The organism is Flavobacterium sp. S87F.05.LMB.W.Kidney.N (assembly GCF_004366435.1).
Lineage (GTDB): Bacteria > Bacteroidota > Bacteroidia > Flavobacteriales > Flavobacteriaceae > Flavobacterium.
Map to the genome: position 1 here is coordinate 82,144 of NZ_SODX01000006.1, position 15,617 is coordinate 97,760.

Genomic DNA, 15,617 nt, shown 5'->3' on the forward strand with positions numbered 1-15,617 from the left:
TATAAGCGCCTTCCATGATAAATATCTTTTCCAATTTATTTAATAGAAATAACGATCCGAAATCTATAATTTCTTTTGATGTTATTAATTCTATTTACGGTTATTTGTATCACGAATCAAATAGTGTAGAATTCAAAATGAAAGGAATTTACGATCCTGTTTATGTAAATCTTTATTCATTTCCGTATTCATTAGATCATGAAGAAGCCAAGGCAGAAATTCAAAAAGCTGGTTTCAATAATGCTTATGAAGTTTTAAATGAACTTTACAAAAAGATTGACATTGGAGCGCTTTCAGAAGAAACAATGCAGCAGGGATTAGAATATGATTTTATTCATATTCAATTTTATTCTGAACCAGGTCCAGAAGTGAAAAAATATTTGAAACGTGTTATTAATAATTTTATCATTTTCTTCTGTTGTACCAATAGTTTGGAAACAAACGATTTCAAAATTTTATATTCCAGTACGCACTTTTTAGATTATACGAAAGGATTGTTAGATACAGAAAAACTGGATATTGATAATCCTAAAAATGAAACACAGGAAATAGGAATTAGGGATTTTAAAAAAGTGCTGCAGGGAATCTGCCAATATTTAAATCTTGAAATTCCAGAAACTGTAGAACTTCCTTCCTCTGAAAATCTGTTAGCAAATGAACCCGCAACAGAATCAGATTTTGAAGAGTTTATACAATTGGTTTCAAGAGGAAATATCGAAGAAAAAGAACTAAAAAAGCAATCTAAAAAGCTTTTCAAAAATTATAAAAAAGAAGCAAAAGAATATCACAGTATGGTAGAAGATCATTTTGCCTTTTTTGAAAGTATTGATGCCTGGAACAGCGACTGGAAATTTGATCCCGAAGATGCAGAATATTTTATTTCTAATTTAATTGGTGAAGATTTTACTTTCGAATATCCAGAAGAAACCTATAGTCATGATTTGTTTCCCTACATTCAATCCGAATTAGAAAAATCAAATCTCGAATTATTGACGTATGAAACTTTTGGTGATAATTATTTGTTTTTTGTTGCCAATAAAGATGAAGTCGAAAGAATTTTAGAGTTATCTGAATTGACGAAGATTGAAGTTAATCAATTGTAGTTAATATTTGTCATTCTGACGAAGGATCACACAAGAAATTCGAGAAAGATTGAAGACATTCATTGCAGGAGCTCCTAGTGTGATCCTTCCTTCGTCAGGATAACAAGATTGTACTGAAAACTGAGACCGAAAACCGAAAACTAAATATCAAGGAATCAAAATAATCTTTCCTGTACTTTTTCTGCTTTCTAAATAATCGTGCGCCAATTTTCCCTCTGATAATTTAAAAGAAGTGGGTTCAGAAAGTTTGATTTTTCCATCAATAATCCAATTGAATAATTGATTGGATCTTTTGATTCTTTCTTCTTTAGAATTTAAATAACTCCATAAATCGCCGCCAGTTAAAGTTTTCGAAGTATCCATTAACATTCTCGGGTTTACAGGTTCTGGATCGCCGCCCGCCATTCCGAAGAAAACAACTTGACCGCATTCTTTAGTGACTTCAAAACTGTCAGTTAATGTACTTCCGATGCTGTCATAAACCGCATCGACGCCTTTTGGGATTACTTTAAAAATTTCCGATTTCCAATCTTCACCGTAAAGAAAAACGTGATCTGCGCCTTGTTCAAGAGCAATTTTTGCTTTGTCTGAAGATGAGGTTAACCCAATAACATTGGCTCCTAGAAATTTGCTGATTTGTGTTAGAATCTGGCCAACACCGCCAGCAACTGCGTGAATTAATACTGTTTCTCCCTCTGTGGTTTTATGACTGTCCGTTGCTAAATAATGTGCCGTTAAGCCTTGTAATAAAACAGAAGCTGCGGTTTCAAAAGAAATAGCTTCTGGAAGAGGAAGTACATGATTGATATTGACTGCAACCAACTCTGCATTGGCAAAAGGAACATCGGCGAAAGCCACACGATCACCAATTTTATATTCCGGATGGTTATTGGCGTCTACAACAATTCCGGCACCTTCATAGCCGGCAATAAAAGGCGGGTTCCCTTTTAAGTGATAATTTCCTTTTCGTCTATAAACATCGGCAAAATTTAAGCCGATGGCTTTCATTTCGACTAAAATCTCATCGTTTTTTAACTGCGGATTTGGGATTTCGATGTATTCTAAAACATCCGAATCTCCGAAAGAAGAGAAGGTAAGTGCTTTCATTTTAAACTAATTTAAGAATGCAAAGTACGGGAAAATTAGTTTTTAGTTTGAAATGTTTTTTAGCCACAGATTAAAAAGATTCTCACAGATTAATCTTTAGAAAAATCATTGTCATCATTTTAATCTGTGGCAAAATATTAAATTATATTTTAGGAAACTTCATTTCATTAAAATTGCTTTTCTGTTTAGCTAAAGCTTCAACATCCTGCCATTTTCTTGGAGATTCGGCAGAAAGATTTTCGTATGAATCTTTTGTGATCAAAATATCATCTTCGATACGAACGCCGATGTTCCATCATTTCTTATCACATTTACTATTTGCAGGAATATAAATTCCAGGTTCAACAGTAAAAATCATATTTTCTTTCAGAGCGCTCGTATAATTTCCTTTGTCATGAACATCTAAGCCAAGAAAGTGCGAACAGCTGTGCGGATAATAAATTCTCGCATCTTTTGGATCTGTAATAATGCCCAATTTGATAAGACCGTTTGCAATAACTTCTCTGGATATTTTGTTTAAATCCTGAAAAGGAGTTCCTGGCTTGCAAATTTTAAAAACGGCTTCCTGCGCTTCATAAACCAAATCATAAATTGCTTTTTGTTCTGGAGTGAATTTTCCGTTTGCCGGAACTGTTCTCGTAACATCGGCAGAATAACCGTGATATTCAGAGCCAACATCCATTAATAACAATTGATTGTCAATTTTTAGAGCGTTGTTTTCTCCATAATGCAAAATACATCCGTTTGCTCCAGCGCCTACAATTGGCGGATAACCTTCGCCTTCGGCGCCATAGTGTCTGTGAATATAAGCATGAATTCCGTCAGCTTCATTTTCACTCATATCTGGACCAACTGCTTTCATAACTTCATTGTGGGCAATGCAGGAAAGTTTAACCGATTTTCGCATTAATTCTATTTCTTCTCGAGTTTTTATTTCTCTTAAAGAATTAGTGATGTTAGCATAAGTTTCTGTTGAAGTTTTATCATCATTTACAATGCCTGCTTTTGTTTTAAAAACTTGAATTAAGTTAAATAAATCTGCTGGATCGTACGTGTTATCATGAATTCCAGGAGAAGATTCGTCATAAATAATTTTATCGAATTTTTTGAAATCAAGTTCAAAGTCTTTGAAATCTTTTCCGTTGTAAACTTTTTCAAATCCTAATTTAGATTTTGCGCCTTCAACTCCTAAGCGTCTTCCAGTCCATGTTTCCTTTTGCGCATTTCTTTCTCTCACAAAAAGAACTTCGCTATATTTTTCAGTTCCTTGTGGTTCTTTAAAAAGTAATAAAACAGCATCTGGTTCTTTATATCCTGTTAAATAATACATATCAGGATTTTGATGAAAATTGTAATTGATATCTCTGGAAAAAACTCTTTCGGGATACGAAAAAATTACTGCAGCAGAATTGGCCGGCATTAAAGCCCTAAAAGCATCGCGGCGTTCTTTGTGAAATTCTTTTGAGAGATAATCTGTTGGGAGATTTTCCTGTGATTGTACTCGAGACAAACTAAATAATAAGGCAAACAATACGAGAAATTGTTTCATGTTTTTGGTTTTTGATTGATGTTTTTGGTTTTTTGATTTCTGCAAATTACAAAAAAAAAGCAATCCTAAATTGGAATTTAAATATTTGGCTAAGAGAATTTTAAATAAAATAATGTAACTTAGAGTCAGAAAATTACATTTTATAGTCCAATTTAAACCTAATAAATCTGACAACTGGGCACGAATATTGAGAAAAGAATATGTAGAGAATAATTTTTAATCTTCAAAAAACAAATTACAATAATCTTTAAAAACACATTTATGAAAAAATACACACTCGCAGTCGTTTCTGTTTTAACCTTATTATTGACTTCTTGTATGGCATCAAAAGACACTAAAGGCACAGCAAATTTATATGATACAACTTGGGAATTAGAATATATTTCGGGACCAAGAATTGCTTTTGAAGGATTGTATCCAAATAAAAAACCGCAGATTACTTTTGACCAAAAAGAAACAAAAGTGTATGGTAATAATGGATGCAACGGATACAGCGCACCTTATACATTAAACGGAAAATCATTAACTTTTGGAGAGCCTGGACCAACTACTATGATGTTTTGTGAAGGTGGCGGAGAACAGCAGTTTTTACAGCAAATGAAAAAAATTACTAGTTATTCTATTGAAGATGGAAAACTAAATTTAATTCAGGGCGACGTGCCGATGATGCGATTTAAAAAAGTAGCTAAAAAATAGTTTTAAAATAAATCTAAAAGAAAAGGGAAATGAGTTAATTCATTTCCCTTTTTTTATGGGTTTTTATTTCTTTTTGAGTTTGTCTTTAAAGACCTTTTCAAACTTTTCTAATTTCGGCTGAATCACCATTTTGCAATACGGCTGGTTTTTGTTGTTTGCATAGTAATTTTGGTGATAATCTTCGGCTTTGTAGAAAGCTTTAAAAGGTTCTACTTTAGTCACAATCGGGTTTTTGTACACTTTTGCTTTATTCAATTCTGCAATAATGCTTTCGGCGGCTTTTTTCTGTTCGGCATTTTTATAAAAAATTACAGAACGATATTGAGTTCCAACATCTGCACCTTGACGATTTAAAGTCGTTGGATCGTGAACAGTAAAAAAGACTTTGAAGATTTCATTAATATCAGTCACGTTTTTATCATAAGTAATCTGAACTACTTCTGCATGACCTGTTTGTCCAGTGGAGACATCTTCATAAGTAGGATTGGCAACATTTCCGCCAGAAAATCCAGAGACAACAGATTTTACTCCGTTTAAATCTTCATAAACTGCTTCGACACACCAATAGCAGCCTCCGCCAAGTGTAATCGTTTCGAGATTAGAAGCTTTTTTATTTTGCGAAAAACCATTCAGCGAAAGCGCTAAAAAACATATTAAAAGTATATTTTTCATGATCAATTATTTAGGGTCTGGAACAAAATCAAGAGCGATCGAATTCATACAGTAGCGTTTTCCTGTAGGAGCGGGGCCATCATCAAACAAATGACCTAAATGTCCGCCGCAGCGTCCGCAAAGCGCTTCAATTCTTTCCATTCCAATAGAGTTATCTTCTTTAAAAACAATACTCTTTTTATCGTCTTGTTCAAAGAAGCTCGGCCATCCGCAGCTGCTGGAGAATTTCGCCGTAGATCTAAAAAGTTTATTACCGCAAGAAGCGCAGTAGTACGTTCCCTTTTCGTCTGTGTTCCAATATTTTCCTGTAAAAGGTCTTTCGGTATCTGCTTCACGCATTACCGCATAAACATCTGCTGGCAAAACTTTTTTCCATTCCGCATCACTAACATTCAATTTAGTAGTGTCGGTATTAGAGTAATAAGGATTTCCAGATTTATTAATTACATTTTCCATAGAAGTAGATTTTGTCTGCTTTTTAGTATTTTGTCCGCACGCCTGCAAAATAAAAAGCGGTAATAAAAAGCAAAGGCTGATAAATTGAGTTTTTGATTTCATAAACAAATTAATAAAGTTTAAGGTATTCAATCAGATTTTTTGTGAGGCTTAAAATTTCTATTCAAAGATACGATGTGATTTGCCTCAAAAAGCTGACTTTGAAATAATTCAGATTTTTTTAAGTGTGTTTTAACTTTTTATTAGTTACGTAAAATAATACTATCTAGTTTTTATGTCTTAATTTTAACAGCTTTTAATTTTTGAATGCAATTTATTAGGTTGTAAATCAGAAAAATAGAAATGTATTCTGAATTTAGATTTTTTACAATCTTAATTAGGATTTTTAAGCCATTTCTTTTTTCGTATTTTTGTTTGATTAAGAAGCACTATGACAGAAGAAAACGTAATACTAGTCAATCAAAATGATGAGCAGATTGGTTTAATGCCAAAATTAGAGGCACACGAAAAGGCGCTTTTGCACCGTGCATTTTCAGTTTTTGTTTTAAATGAGCAGAATGAAATAATGCTGCAGCAGCGCGCGCATCAAAAATATCATTCTCCTTTGCTGTGGACAAACACTTGCTGCAGCCACCAACGTGAAGGCGAAACTAATATTGAGGCAGGAAGCAGAAGGCTGTTTGAAGAAATGGGATTTAAAACAGATTTGAAAGAGCTGTTCCATTTTATTTACAAAGCGCCTTTTGACAATGGATTAACAGAACATGAGCTGGATCACGTAATGATTGGATATTATAATGAAGATCCGAATATCAATACAGAAGAAGTAGAGGATTGGAAATGGATGAAAATTGAGGATGTAAAAACCGATATTCAGAAACAGCCCGAAATATATACCGTTTGGTTTAAAATAATTTTTGATGAATTTTATCATTATTTAGAAGATCATAAACTTTAATCCAAACTAACCAAAAACCTAGAATGAGAGTAACCATATCAAGAAAAGCACATTTTAATGCTGCACATCGACTACATCGAAAAGATTGGTCATTTGAAAAAAACGACGCTGTTTTTGGAAAATGCAACAATGCTAATTTTCATGGTCATAATTATGGTTTAACAGTAAGTGTTACAGGAAAAATTGACCCGGAAACTGGTTTTGTTTTAGATGTGAAAGTATTAGCGGATATTATACGCGAAGAAGTAGAAATTCCGTTTGATCACAAAAATCTAAATCTGGACGTCCCAGAATTTTTAGATTTAAATCCAACTGCAGAAAATATAGCGGTTGTGATATGGAATAAAATTAGAAAAAGAATTCAGCCAGAATTTGATTTAGAAATCGTGCTGAATGAAACCGACCGCAATTTTGTAACTTATAAAGGAGAATAAGAAATGTCATTAAAAATAGGAGATATAGTTCCGAATTTTACTGCGAAAGACAATCATGGAGAAATTTTCGAAAGCCAGAGTGTTTTAGGAAGAAAACCACTGGTGATTTATTTTTATCCAAAAGATAATACGCCTGGCTGTACAACAGAAGCCTGTAGTTTTCGGGATCAATATGAAGACTTCAAAGATTTGGGTGCTGAGGTAATCGGGATTAGCAGTGATAGTGTAAAATCACATCACAAATTTGCTGCTAAGCATCAATTGCCTTTTATTTTACTGTCAGATCAAGATAAAAGATTAAGAAAGCTTTTTGGTGTTCGAAACAATTTGTTCGGACTGCTGCCGGGACGTGTCACATATATTATTGATAGAAATGGTTTGGTAATTTCGATATTTGACAGCGTTAATGCTGCGAAACATATACCGAAAGCCTTAGAAACCGTTAAAGAATTAGTATCATAAATTAGAAAAAATAGAATTAATTAAACTTAGATATTAGCCTAAAACCTTAAAAAAAAATGAGCCAAAATTTATACCCATTACAATTTGAACCGATTTTGAAAGAAAGAATCTGGGGAGGAGAAAAACTAAAAACAATTCTGAATAAACCAATCGTTTCTAAAATTACTGGCGAAAGCTGGGAATTATCTACTGTAGAAGGAGATGTAAGTGTGGTTGTAAACGGAGATCTAAAAGGAAAATCTTTGATGGACCTTATTGACGAAACTCCAGATGCAATTTTAGGAACTAAAGTTTACGAGCGTTTTGGAAAACAATTTCCGTTGCTTTTTAAATATCTTGATGCAAGAGAAGACCTTTCTATTCAAGTGCATCCAAACGATAAATTAGCGAAGGAACGTCACAATTCATTTGGAAAAACAGAAATGTGGTACGTAATGCAGGCAGATGCAGATGCAAGAATTATTGTTGGTTTTAAAGAAAATTCAAGTAAAGAAGAATACTTAAAACATTTGCATGACAATACTTTGGTTTCGATCTTAGACGATGTGAAAGCAAAATCTGGTGATGTTTTCTTTTTAGAAACAGGAACTGTTCACGCAATTGGAGCAGGTTTGGTTGTTGCCGAAATTCAGCAGACTTCTGATATCACTTATCGTTTATACGATTTTGACAGGGTAGATGCCAACGGAAATAAAAGAGAACTTCACGTAGATTTAGCACTAGATGCAATCAACTATAATAAAGTAGATACTCAAAAGAAATACGATTCTAAAGCAAATACATCTAATACAGTTGTTGACTGCCCGTACTTTACAACCAATTTTATTCCGTTAGAAGATAAAGTAAATGTGTCTAAAAATGGAGAAACATTTACAGTATATATGTGTATTGAAGGAAGCTTCGAAATCGAATATGACGGATTTAAACATACTTACATTAAGGGAGATACTGTGTTAGTTCCAGCTGCGATAAATGCATTTAATTTAAGCGGAAAAGCTTCAATTTTAGAAATTTACATTTCATAGCACGTAATTTCAGGATTATGTGTACTTTTGCAGACGCAAATTAAAATTATATTAAAAATGGCAAACGTTAAGAATTTAAAGAAAGACATCAACTTCGTATTAGGAGATATTATTGAGGCAGTTTACTTGTTTGAGATGTCAACAACAGGAAATCCAACTCCAGAAACGAATGCTTTGATCGATGAGGCTATTGCTGCATTCGATACTTTGATTACAAAAGTGAACGCAAAGAACGTTGAAAATAAAAAAGCACACTTCAAACAAATCAATGTTGAATTAGAACAAACTGCTAATCAATTGATTGAAAAAATCAACGCTTTATAAGCAAAAAAAAGTGTAAAAAAGTGCAAATTTATTTTGGGAAAACGAAAAACCGCTTTATATTTGCACCCGTAATGAGGCCGATGTAGCTCAGCTGGCTAGAGCAGCTGATTTGTAATCAGCAGGTCGTGGGTTCGAGTCCCTCTATCGGCTCAACGGAAACCATCACAGAAATGTGATGGTTTTTTTAATTATAGAGAGAGGTGTGAAATTTTTTTTGGATTATTAAAAAACAATTTTATCTTTGCACCCGGAAAATAGGCCGATGTAGCTCAGCTGGCTAGAGCAGCTGATTTGTAATCAGCAGGTCGTGGGTTCGAGTCCCTCTATCGGCTCAAAAAACCATTCACTTTGTGAATGGTTTTTTTATTTACGGAAATTCCAAATTCCAAATTCCAAATTCCAAATTCCAAGTTTCAGGTTTCAAGTTTCAGGTTGGAATTTGGAATTTCTATTTTTGGAATTTCTATTTAAGAATATTTTTCCTATGTTTGTTAGATAACCTAAAAACATTTACTAATGGAAGAAATTTCAGCATTTGAAAAATTTGAATTGCAGTTAGACTCTACTGCAAAAGACTTTTTAAAGGAAACAGCCAAATGGGCTTATTTCTTATCGATTATCGGTTTTATCGGAATCGGATTTTTACTTTTATTTGCCATTTTTGCTGGGACTATATTTTCTACTATGGGAAGTTCGATGCCAGGAATGGGAGCTTACGGCAGTTCTTTTGGAGCAGCAATAGGCGCTGTTTATTTCGTAATGGCAGCTCTGTATTTCTTTCCGGTATATTATCTTTTTAAATTTAGCTCAAATGCTAAAAAGGCTTTTAGAGATAATGATTCAGTGGCATTGACAGAATCATTTGGTTATCTAAAATCACATTACAAGTTTTTTGGTATTTTAATGATCATCCTTTTGGCGATATATGCACTTTTCTTTGTTTTTGCTATCCTTGGAGGTATAATGGGGAGATAGTGTCAAATAAAGCTTATTTTGAAGTAATAAAAAGCCCTGAATTTTCAGGGCTTTTTTACTATCGTTTCGAATATCATTTAGTCATTTAAAAAAAAAGAAATATTTTCTTACATTTGCAGTTGGTTATAAATGTATATAAATGGAAAATGTTTCAGCATCTGAAAAAATTAAATTGCAGTTTGATGAATCATCATTGGTCTTTTTAAAGGATGCAGCCAAATGGGCTCATGTTTTGTCTATAATAGGTTTTATCAGTATTGGATATATGGGAGTGTTCGCAATTGGAATTTTATTTTCTCAATTGTCAACAACACTAATTCAGTATGGTGGCGATATGGTAAATGTTGGAATGGCATTAGCATTTTTGATTATATCGATAATTTACTTTTTTACTGCCTATTTTCTAAATAGGTTTGCGGTAAATACGAAAAAAGCCCTTAAAGAAAATAATACTCTTGCATTGACTAATTCTTTTAAGAATTTAAAATTTCTTTTTAAGTATATTGGTATTGTTATAATTGGAAGTGTTGTATTATATATGTCTTCAGCAGTAATTCTCTTATTAATAGGAACTATATAAAACAAAAAAAGCCCTGAATATTTTCAGGGGCTTTTCTATGAATTGTAATCAGAAATTATTTTGGTGTTTCAGCTTGCTGTTGTTTTTTTAAGTCTCCAACATACTTTGTTAACTTCTTTCCGTAAAGTGATTTTGCTACTTTTGGAGTCATTGATTTTTGAATTGTATCTAAAAATCTTAAATTAATATCATAAATCTCTGCTAAAGCAATATATGGAGAAACTTCATGATCTTTATTGTTTAAAGCAAAGTTTGTAGCATACAAGTATTTTCTTTTAATATTGTTTTCTTGTAATTTAGTTATACTGTCTACTGCTTTTAAATCTTGTCTTTTAATTGCTTTAAAACGTGGTTCTACCAAAGAAAGATTCTCATCGATAAAACGACTGTTTATTTTAGAATACTGCTCGTATAACTCTTGATTTTTAGATCCTGTGATTTTAGCACCAGAGATATAGTTGTCTAAGTTAGTTTCGATATTGATATTTCCAGGCTCAGCAAAAAATAAAATATTGTTATCTAAAGAATTAGTTACACCACGATCTAAAAACAGGTATAACATTTCTGGTGAATCTAATGTAATATTGCTTTCAAAAGCAGAATTCCCGTCAATTTTAATACTGTCAATAGCAACAAGAGAAGTGTCAACGATTCTTTGGATATATAAAGTTCCGTTTTTTAATCCTTTTATGTTTCCGGTAATATGTACGTTACCAGTAGATTCTTTTTTGCTGCAAGCTGCAAGTAGGGCAAGAGTAACAAAAGCAATTAATGTTTTTTTCATTGGTGGTTTATTAGATTTGGGTGCAAAATAAAGAAAATAGTTTAAATGTAAAGAGAGTGCTGTTTTATTTTTTAGAAAAAAAATAAATCCCAATCTATTTCTAAATTGGGATTTACAGTATAGTGTGAAAAGGTTTTACATCGATAAACTATATGAAGTGCCGTTTTCGTGTGTATAAGTGTAAAGGGCATCACAGTCATTATTTCCATAATCTATTACGCCGTTTAAGATGCCGCCTTGAATTTTTAATTGCCCTTTAGAAATAAAAAGGCAAGAATATTTTTTTACTAATGTTTCTTTTACTGTCAAAGTAAGTGTTGTTCCATTTGAAGCAGTTACTGTGTGACTTCCGTCTGTTATTTCATAAACATTGTCAGATAAAACAAAAGGAGTGTCAACACCAGCAATTTGTCTAGTAGTGTAAGTTCCTGAATTTGTATAAACTCCTCCTTTTAGATCTGTAAGTTTACCATTAGTTACTTTTCTAGTCCATTGTGGTATAGTAGCAACAGTTGTTGTATTGGTGTATTCGATTGTTCCTTCTAATTTGATGTTATTGATAGAATAATCTATTCTTTCAATTGTCATTTTGCTTCCAGTTGTAATTACAGATCCAGAAAGTGTTATTTTAAGCTTTCCTTTTCTTGTTAAGTTATTCTCGTCTTTACATCCAGTAGTTCCGAAATCTACTGTAAAAACTTTAGGATATTCTCCTCCGTTTGGTGTAGTTACAGAAATCGCGGCGCAAATGCCTGCAGGAGTTTCAGTTGTTTTTCCTGTAGTAGATGATGAAGTAACCAAAAGTCCTGTATTAAGGTCCATTTCGTTAGAAGTGTCAACTGCAATTGATGCTCCGACATTGGATAAATCTGTCGAGGGCGGTGTATTATCTGTATCATTGCTTGAGCAAGAAACATATAAAAGTGCTGACGCACAAATTGTTGTTAGTAGGATAGCTGTTTTTTTCATAATAGTTTTTTTGTTTTTGTGTTAGATAAAAGGCAGTCAAATGTAATAAAAAATGAATTGCAATAAAAAATCCTGTAAAGAGAATTACAGGATATTATAACGATTTTGTAAAAGAAAAATTATAGTTAACAAATTAAGAGTGAACGAATTGTTTCAAACTGATTTATAATAATCACTTTTTGCTTTTCTGATTTTCTTATATTCCTCCCAATTAAAGCGGTTTAAAAAATCAGCGGCATGCTGCGCCCCGCGAATAAAAAGATCAATTTTGGCATCATCTGTCAGGTTAAAATTTAACCAGTTATGGGTTCCAGTGTCAATGTAGCCAATCAGGTTTTTGAAATCAGGATTTTTTCTTAGAAACTCAGCATCGTAACCGTATCGTGCTGTGTCAAACATTGAACTTATAAGATTTGGGAATTTTTCATTTTTATTAATTTCATTTTTGTCATAACCCAGTTTAATTCCAAAAGTAGGCGACGCGGGGACATTTAAATTTTCGTGGAAAATATCAATGGGAAAATTGGATATAATTCCTCCATCCATAAACATCACTTCAGAAGGAACAGAAGTGCGAAGGCAGGTCGCTTCGTTCCATTTGTTCCAAGCATCAACTCCGGTTGGAATATTTTTAATTTTAAAAGGAGTGAAAAATAACGGAATCGACATTGATGCCCGAACAAAGTCTGCGGGATTTTGAACTTCTGGATTCGAATAAAATAAATCGATCATTTTTGGGAAGATGATTTTGCTTTCTGTGGTAATATCAGCAGCTATTATTGCCATTTCACTCCAATGATCTACACGTTTGTATTCTTCTTTGGTTCCATTATGACCTAATCGAAATAACTTGTTTTCGTCTGAAACTCCTTTTTCTCTTAGAGTTTTTAAATCACCATAATTTTTTATGCCTTTTTGCGACAGTAAATTGGTCATCCATTGGTGAAAATTGTTTCCTGGATTCAATCCTAAATCATCTTTAAAATTGTCAACCACTTGATAACCTTTTAAGATAAGTTTTAAGTTTCCTGCGTCGCTCAATAAAGCGTCGATAAACTCGCGGGCATCATGATCTCCATCTACAAAATCATATAAATTTTTATTGCACAAACATTCTAAAATCCATTCCGATTTTTCTAAGTCACAAGTTCCTGCGGCCGCCATCAGCATAGTGTTAATGCTTCCTGCAGAAGTTCCCGCTAAACTAAGGAAACGTATTCCCATTTTTTCCAGAACATAAACATAGCCAATTAAAGCAATTCCAAGTACGCCTCCGCCTTCCTGTACAAGATCAACATATTGGTAATTATTATTGTCTGTAATATCCGAGAATTTTTTGCCTTTAATTTGTTCTTTTAAATCTTTAATAATTGCTAGAATTGCTCCATTCTCCGTAAATTTTCTTTTATCCATGATTTCTAGAATTTATAAATTATAATTAATCCATTGATTTTCAAATTTATATAAACGGACTCTGTTCGAAAAGGGGAGAATCACCCTTTTTTAAAAGTGATTTTGGAGCAAAAAAAATCCCGCAAAAATTAATTTGCAGGATTTTCAAAAATATTCTTTTCGAATGATTATTTAATCATCTCAAAACTTCTTTTTACGAAAGCTGTAAGAGCTTCTCCTTTCAATAGGTTTTGCGATAATTTAGCCAAATCTAAAGCTTGTTTTACCAAGTGCTCTTGATGTGTTTTATCTTCAGTATTTAAAATGCTTGAAGCCAAATCAGAATTAGTGTTTACAACCAAATTGTACATTTCTGGCATATTTCCCATTCCGAACATTCCGCCTCCGCCTGTCTGGCTCATTTCTTTCATTCTACGCATAAATTCTGGCTGCGTGATGATAAATGGAGCCGCCTGGCTGTCCATAGCTTCCAATTGTACGCTGTAAGCTTTTGGAATATAAGCTTCTAATGAAGTTTTTAAAGTTTCTTTTTCTTCATCAGATAATTTTGAAATTGTGTTTTCGTCTTTCTTGATTAAATTATCAATATGGTCAGAGTCAACACGAACAAAAGTTAATCCGCTGTTATCGCCTTCAATTTTTTGAATTAAATGCGAAATAATTGGAGAATCTAAAAGCAATACTTCGTAACCTTTATCTTTTGCTGCTTGAATGTAAGAGTGCTGAGCATCTTTATTTCCTGCATAAAGAATTACTAGTTTACCATCTTTATCAGTTTGGTTTTCTTTTAGTTTTTCTTTTAATTCATCTAAAGTAAAGTAAGTATCATCTACAGTTGGGTATAAAACAAATGCACCCGCTTTTTCGTAGAATTTATCTTCAGAAAGCATTCCGTATTCTAAAACGATTTTAATATCGTTCCATTTAGCTTCAAAATCAGCACGGTTTTCATTAAATAAAGCTTTCAATTTATCAGCTACCTTACGAGTAATGTAGTTTGAAATTTTCTTAACAGCTCCATCTGCTTGTAAGCCAGAACGAGAAACGTTTAGTGGGATATCTGGAGAATCGATTACACCTTTTAACATTGTCAAGAATTCAGGTACAATTCCTTCTACGTTATCGGTAACGTAAACTTGGTTTTGGTACAATTGAATTTTATCTTTCTGGATTTGCATATCATTTCCTAATTTCGGGAAATACAAAATACCAGTTAAGTTAAACGGATAATCTACATTTAAGTGAATGTTGAACAACGGTTCTTCGAACTGCATTGGGTATAATTCTCTGTAGAAGTTTTTGTAATCTTCATCAGATAATTCAGAAGGCTGTTTTGTCCAAGCTGGATTAGGGTTATTAATGATATTATCAACTTCGATAGTTTCATTAACATAATCTTCAGGAGCATCTTCTGGTTTTGGAAGCGTTTCTGTTCTAGTTCCGAATTTAATTGGAATAGGCATAAACTTGTTATACTTATTCAATAAACCACTGATTTTTGAATCGTCTAAAAATTCAAGAGAATCTTCTGCGATGTGAAGAATGATTTCAGTTCCGCGTGAAGTTTTGTCAGCTGGTTCCAAAGTAAATTCAGGGCTTCCGTCACATGTCCAATGTGCTGCTGGTTCGTCTTTGTATGATTTTGTAAAAATCTCAACTTTTTCAGCCACCATAAATGCAGAGTAGAAACCAAGACCAAAATGTCCGATAATTCCAGAATCTTTAGCAGAATCTTTGTATTTGTCTAAGAACTCTTCAGCTCCTGAAAAAGCAACTTGATTGATGTATTTTTCAACTTCATCAGCTGTCATACCCAGACCTTGATCGATAATGTGGATTTTTTTACCTTCTTTGTCCACTTTAACTTCAATGATCGGATTGCCGTATTCTACTTTAGCTTCGCCAATGCTGATAAGATGTTTTAATTTTAACGTAGCATCGGTACCGTTAGAAACAAGCTCACGTAAGAAGATTTCATGGTCGCTGTATAAGAACTTTTTAATTAATGGAAAAATGTTTTCTACTGAAACATTAATTTTACCTGTTGCCATATTTTTTAATTTTTATTTTAATGTGATGATTTTCACTTATTCAAATAGAATACCAATTG

17 protein-coding genes and 2 tRNA genes are annotated in these 15,617 nt (G+C 33.0%); 11 read left to right on the forward strand and 8 right to left on the reverse strand.

The window, feature by feature from the left end; genetic code table 11:
- Positions 1-14 precede the first annotated feature (14 nt).
- Positions 15-1,103, forward strand: a complete 1,089-nt coding sequence (locus EDB96_RS17560; protein WP_134142309.1) for a hypothetical protein — start codon at positions 15-17, stop codon at positions 1,101-1,103.
- Positions 1,104-1,250: 147 nt separating this feature from the next.
- Here the strand turns inward: EDB96_RS17560 and EDB96_RS17565 are convergent, their stop codons facing one another.
- Complete coding sequence (locus tag EDB96_RS17565) at positions 1,251-2,210, reverse strand: quinone oxidoreductase family protein (RefSeq protein ID WP_134142311.1); 960 nt, start codon at positions 2,208-2,210, stop codon at positions 1,251-1,253.
- Between the two features lie 295 nt (positions 2,211-2,505).
- Positions 2,506-3,759 carry an aminopeptidase P N-terminal domain-containing protein gene (locus tag EDB96_RS17570; RefSeq protein WP_410503727.1) on the reverse strand — a complete coding sequence of 418 codons (1,254 nt, stop codon included), beginning with the start codon at positions 3,757-3,759 and terminating at the stop codon, positions 2,506-2,508.
- Between the two features lie 261 nt (positions 3,760-4,020).
- Between EDB96_RS17570 and EDB96_RS17575 the strand changes: the two genes are divergently transcribed.
- Complete coding sequence (locus tag EDB96_RS17575) at positions 4,021-4,455, forward strand: META domain-containing protein (protein ID WP_134142313.1); 435 nt, start codon at positions 4,021-4,023, stop codon at positions 4,453-4,455.
- 63 nt (positions 4,456-4,518) lie between these two features.
- Here the strand turns inward: EDB96_RS17575 and msrA are convergent, their stop codons facing one another.
- Positions 4,519-5,127 carry a peptide-methionine (S)-S-oxide reductase MsrA gene (gene msrA / locus EDB96_RS17580; protein WP_134142315.1) on the reverse strand — a complete coding sequence of 203 codons (609 nt, stop codon included), beginning with the start codon at positions 5,125-5,127 and terminating at the stop codon, positions 4,519-4,521.
- 6 nt (positions 5,128-5,133) lie between these two features.
- Positions 5,134-5,685 (reverse strand): peptide-methionine (R)-S-oxide reductase MsrB, encoded by a 552-nt coding sequence (gene msrB, locus EDB96_RS17585; RefSeq protein WP_057114841.1) that lies wholly within the window; start codon positions 5,683-5,685, stop codon positions 5,134-5,136.
- Positions 5,686-6,013: 328 nt separating this feature from the next.
- On the opposite strand from msrB, the gene idi reads away from it, so the two are divergent.
- The 9 genes from idi (at position 6,014) to EDB96_RS17630 (ending at position 10,341) form a co-directional block, all read left to right on the forward strand.
- Positions 6,014-6,541, forward strand: coding sequence for an isopentenyl-diphosphate Delta-isomerase (gene idi, locus EDB96_RS17590; protein ID WP_057114840.1), 528 nt, complete (start codon positions 6,014-6,016; stop codon positions 6,539-6,541).
- A gap of 23 nt (positions 6,542-6,564) precedes the next feature.
- Positions 6,565-6,975, forward strand: a complete 411-nt coding sequence (locus tag EDB96_RS17595; protein WP_134142318.1) for a 6-carboxytetrahydropterin synthase — start codon at positions 6,565-6,567, stop codon at positions 6,973-6,975.
- A 3-nt stretch (positions 6,976-6,978) separates the two neighbouring features.
- Entirely contained in the window at positions 6,979-7,437 is a 459-nt protein-coding gene (locus tag EDB96_RS17600; protein WP_134142319.1) for a peroxiredoxin, read from the forward strand.
- A gap of 56 nt (positions 7,438-7,493) precedes the next feature.
- The gene (locus EDB96_RS17605; protein ID WP_134142321.1) at positions 7,494-8,462 is read left to right on the forward strand and encodes a type I phosphomannose isomerase catalytic subunit; all 969 of its coding nucleotides are present in this window, start codon (positions 7,494-7,496) and stop codon (positions 8,460-8,462) included.
- 57 nt (positions 8,463-8,519) lie between these two features.
- On the forward strand, positions 8,520-8,786 hold the full coding sequence (locus tag EDB96_RS17610; protein WP_012022371.1) for a hypothetical protein: 267 nt from the start codon (positions 8,520-8,522) through the stop codon (positions 8,784-8,786).
- 76 nt (positions 8,787-8,862) lie between these two features.
- Positions 8,863-8,936: transfer RNA gene (locus EDB96_RS17615), tRNA-Thr, on the forward strand.
- Between the two features lie 108 nt (positions 8,937-9,044).
- Positions 9,045-9,118 (forward strand) — tRNA-Thr (locus tag EDB96_RS17620).
- 184 nt (positions 9,119-9,302) lie between these two features.
- Complete coding sequence (locus EDB96_RS17625; RefSeq protein WP_057114836.1) at positions 9,303-9,761, forward strand: DUF5362 family protein; 459 nt, start codon at positions 9,303-9,305, stop codon at positions 9,759-9,761.
- Positions 9,762-9,900: 139 nt separating this feature from the next.
- Positions 9,901-10,341 carry a hypothetical protein gene (locus tag EDB96_RS17630; protein WP_134142323.1) on the forward strand — a complete coding sequence of 147 codons (441 nt, stop codon included), beginning with the start codon at positions 9,901-9,903 and terminating at the stop codon, positions 10,339-10,341.
- 55 nt (positions 10,342-10,396) lie between these two features.
- Here EDB96_RS17630 and EDB96_RS17635 read toward each other — a convergent pair whose 3' ends face one another.
- The 4 genes from EDB96_RS17635 to htpG form a co-directional block, all read right to left on the reverse strand.
- Positions 10,397-11,125 carry a DUF4369 domain-containing protein gene (locus EDB96_RS17635; RefSeq protein ID WP_057114981.1) on the reverse strand — a complete coding sequence of 243 codons (729 nt, stop codon included), beginning with the start codon at positions 11,123-11,125 and terminating at the stop codon, positions 10,397-10,399.
- 135 nt (positions 11,126-11,260) lie between these two features.
- Positions 11,261-12,094 (reverse strand): hypothetical protein, encoded by an 834-nt coding sequence (locus EDB96_RS17640; protein ID WP_134142325.1) that lies wholly within the window; start codon positions 12,092-12,094, stop codon positions 11,261-11,263.
- Positions 12,095-12,247: 153 nt separating this feature from the next.
- Positions 12,248-13,507 carry a patatin-like phospholipase family protein gene (locus EDB96_RS17645; protein WP_057114834.1) on the reverse strand — a complete coding sequence of 420 codons (1,260 nt, stop codon included), beginning with the start codon at positions 13,505-13,507 and terminating at the stop codon, positions 12,248-12,250.
- 167 nt (positions 13,508-13,674) lie between these two features.
- Entirely contained in the window at positions 13,675-15,558 is a 1,884-nt protein-coding gene (gene htpG / locus EDB96_RS17650; RefSeq protein ID WP_057114833.1) for a molecular chaperone HtpG, read from the reverse strand.
- Positions 15,559-15,617 lie beyond the last annotated feature (59 nt).

Coding starts and splice junctions, on each gene's coding strand:
- EDB96_RS17560 (WP_134142309.1), top strand. CDS start 15: ATGATAAATATCTTTTCCAATTTATTTAATAGAAATAACGATCCGAAA.
- EDB96_RS17565 (WP_134142311.1), bottom strand. CDS start 2,210: ATGAAAGCACTTACCTTCTCTTCTTTCGGAGATTCGGATGTTTTAGAA.
- EDB96_RS17570 (WP_410503727.1), bottom strand. CDS start 3,759: ATGAAACAATTTCTCGTATTGTTTGCCTTATTATTTAGTTTGTCTCGA.
- EDB96_RS17575 (WP_134142313.1), top strand. CDS start 4,021: ATGAAAAAATACACACTCGCAGTCGTTTCTGTTTTAACCTTATTATTG.
- msrA (WP_134142315.1), bottom strand. CDS start 5,127: ATGAAAAATATACTTTTAATATGTTTTTTAGCGCTTTCGCTGAATGGT.
- msrB (WP_057114841.1), bottom strand. CDS start 5,685: ATGAAATCAAAAACTCAATTTATCAGCCTTTGCTTTTTATTACCGCTT.
- idi (WP_057114840.1), top strand. CDS start 6,014: ATGACAGAAGAAAACGTAATACTAGTCAATCAAAATGATGAGCAGATT.
- EDB96_RS17595 (WP_134142318.1), top strand. CDS start 6,565: ATGAGAGTAACCATATCAAGAAAAGCACATTTTAATGCTGCACATCGA.
- EDB96_RS17600 (WP_134142319.1), top strand. CDS start 6,979: ATGTCATTAAAAATAGGAGATATAGTTCCGAATTTTACTGCGAAAGAC.
- EDB96_RS17605 (WP_134142321.1), top strand. CDS start 7,494: ATGAGCCAAAATTTATACCCATTACAATTTGAACCGATTTTGAAAGAA.
- EDB96_RS17610 (WP_012022371.1), top strand. CDS start 8,520: ATGGCAAACGTTAAGAATTTAAAGAAAGACATCAACTTCGTATTAGGA.
- EDB96_RS17625 (WP_057114836.1), top strand. CDS start 9,303: ATGGAAGAAATTTCAGCATTTGAAAAATTTGAATTGCAGTTAGACTCT.
- EDB96_RS17630 (WP_134142323.1), top strand. CDS start 9,901: ATGGAAAATGTTTCAGCATCTGAAAAAATTAAATTGCAGTTTGATGAA.
- EDB96_RS17635 (WP_057114981.1), bottom strand. CDS start 11,125: ATGAAAAAAACATTAATTGCTTTTGTTACTCTTGCCCTACTTGCAGCT.
- EDB96_RS17640 (WP_134142325.1), bottom strand. CDS start 12,094: ATGAAAAAAACAGCTATCCTACTAACAACAATTTGTGCGTCAGCACTT.
- EDB96_RS17645 (WP_057114834.1), bottom strand. CDS start 13,507: ATGGATAAAAGAAAATTTACGGAGAATGGAGCAATTCTAGCAATTATT.
- htpG (WP_057114833.1), bottom strand. CDS start 15,558: ATGGCAACAGGTAAAATTAATGTTTCAGTAGAAAACATTTTTCCATTA.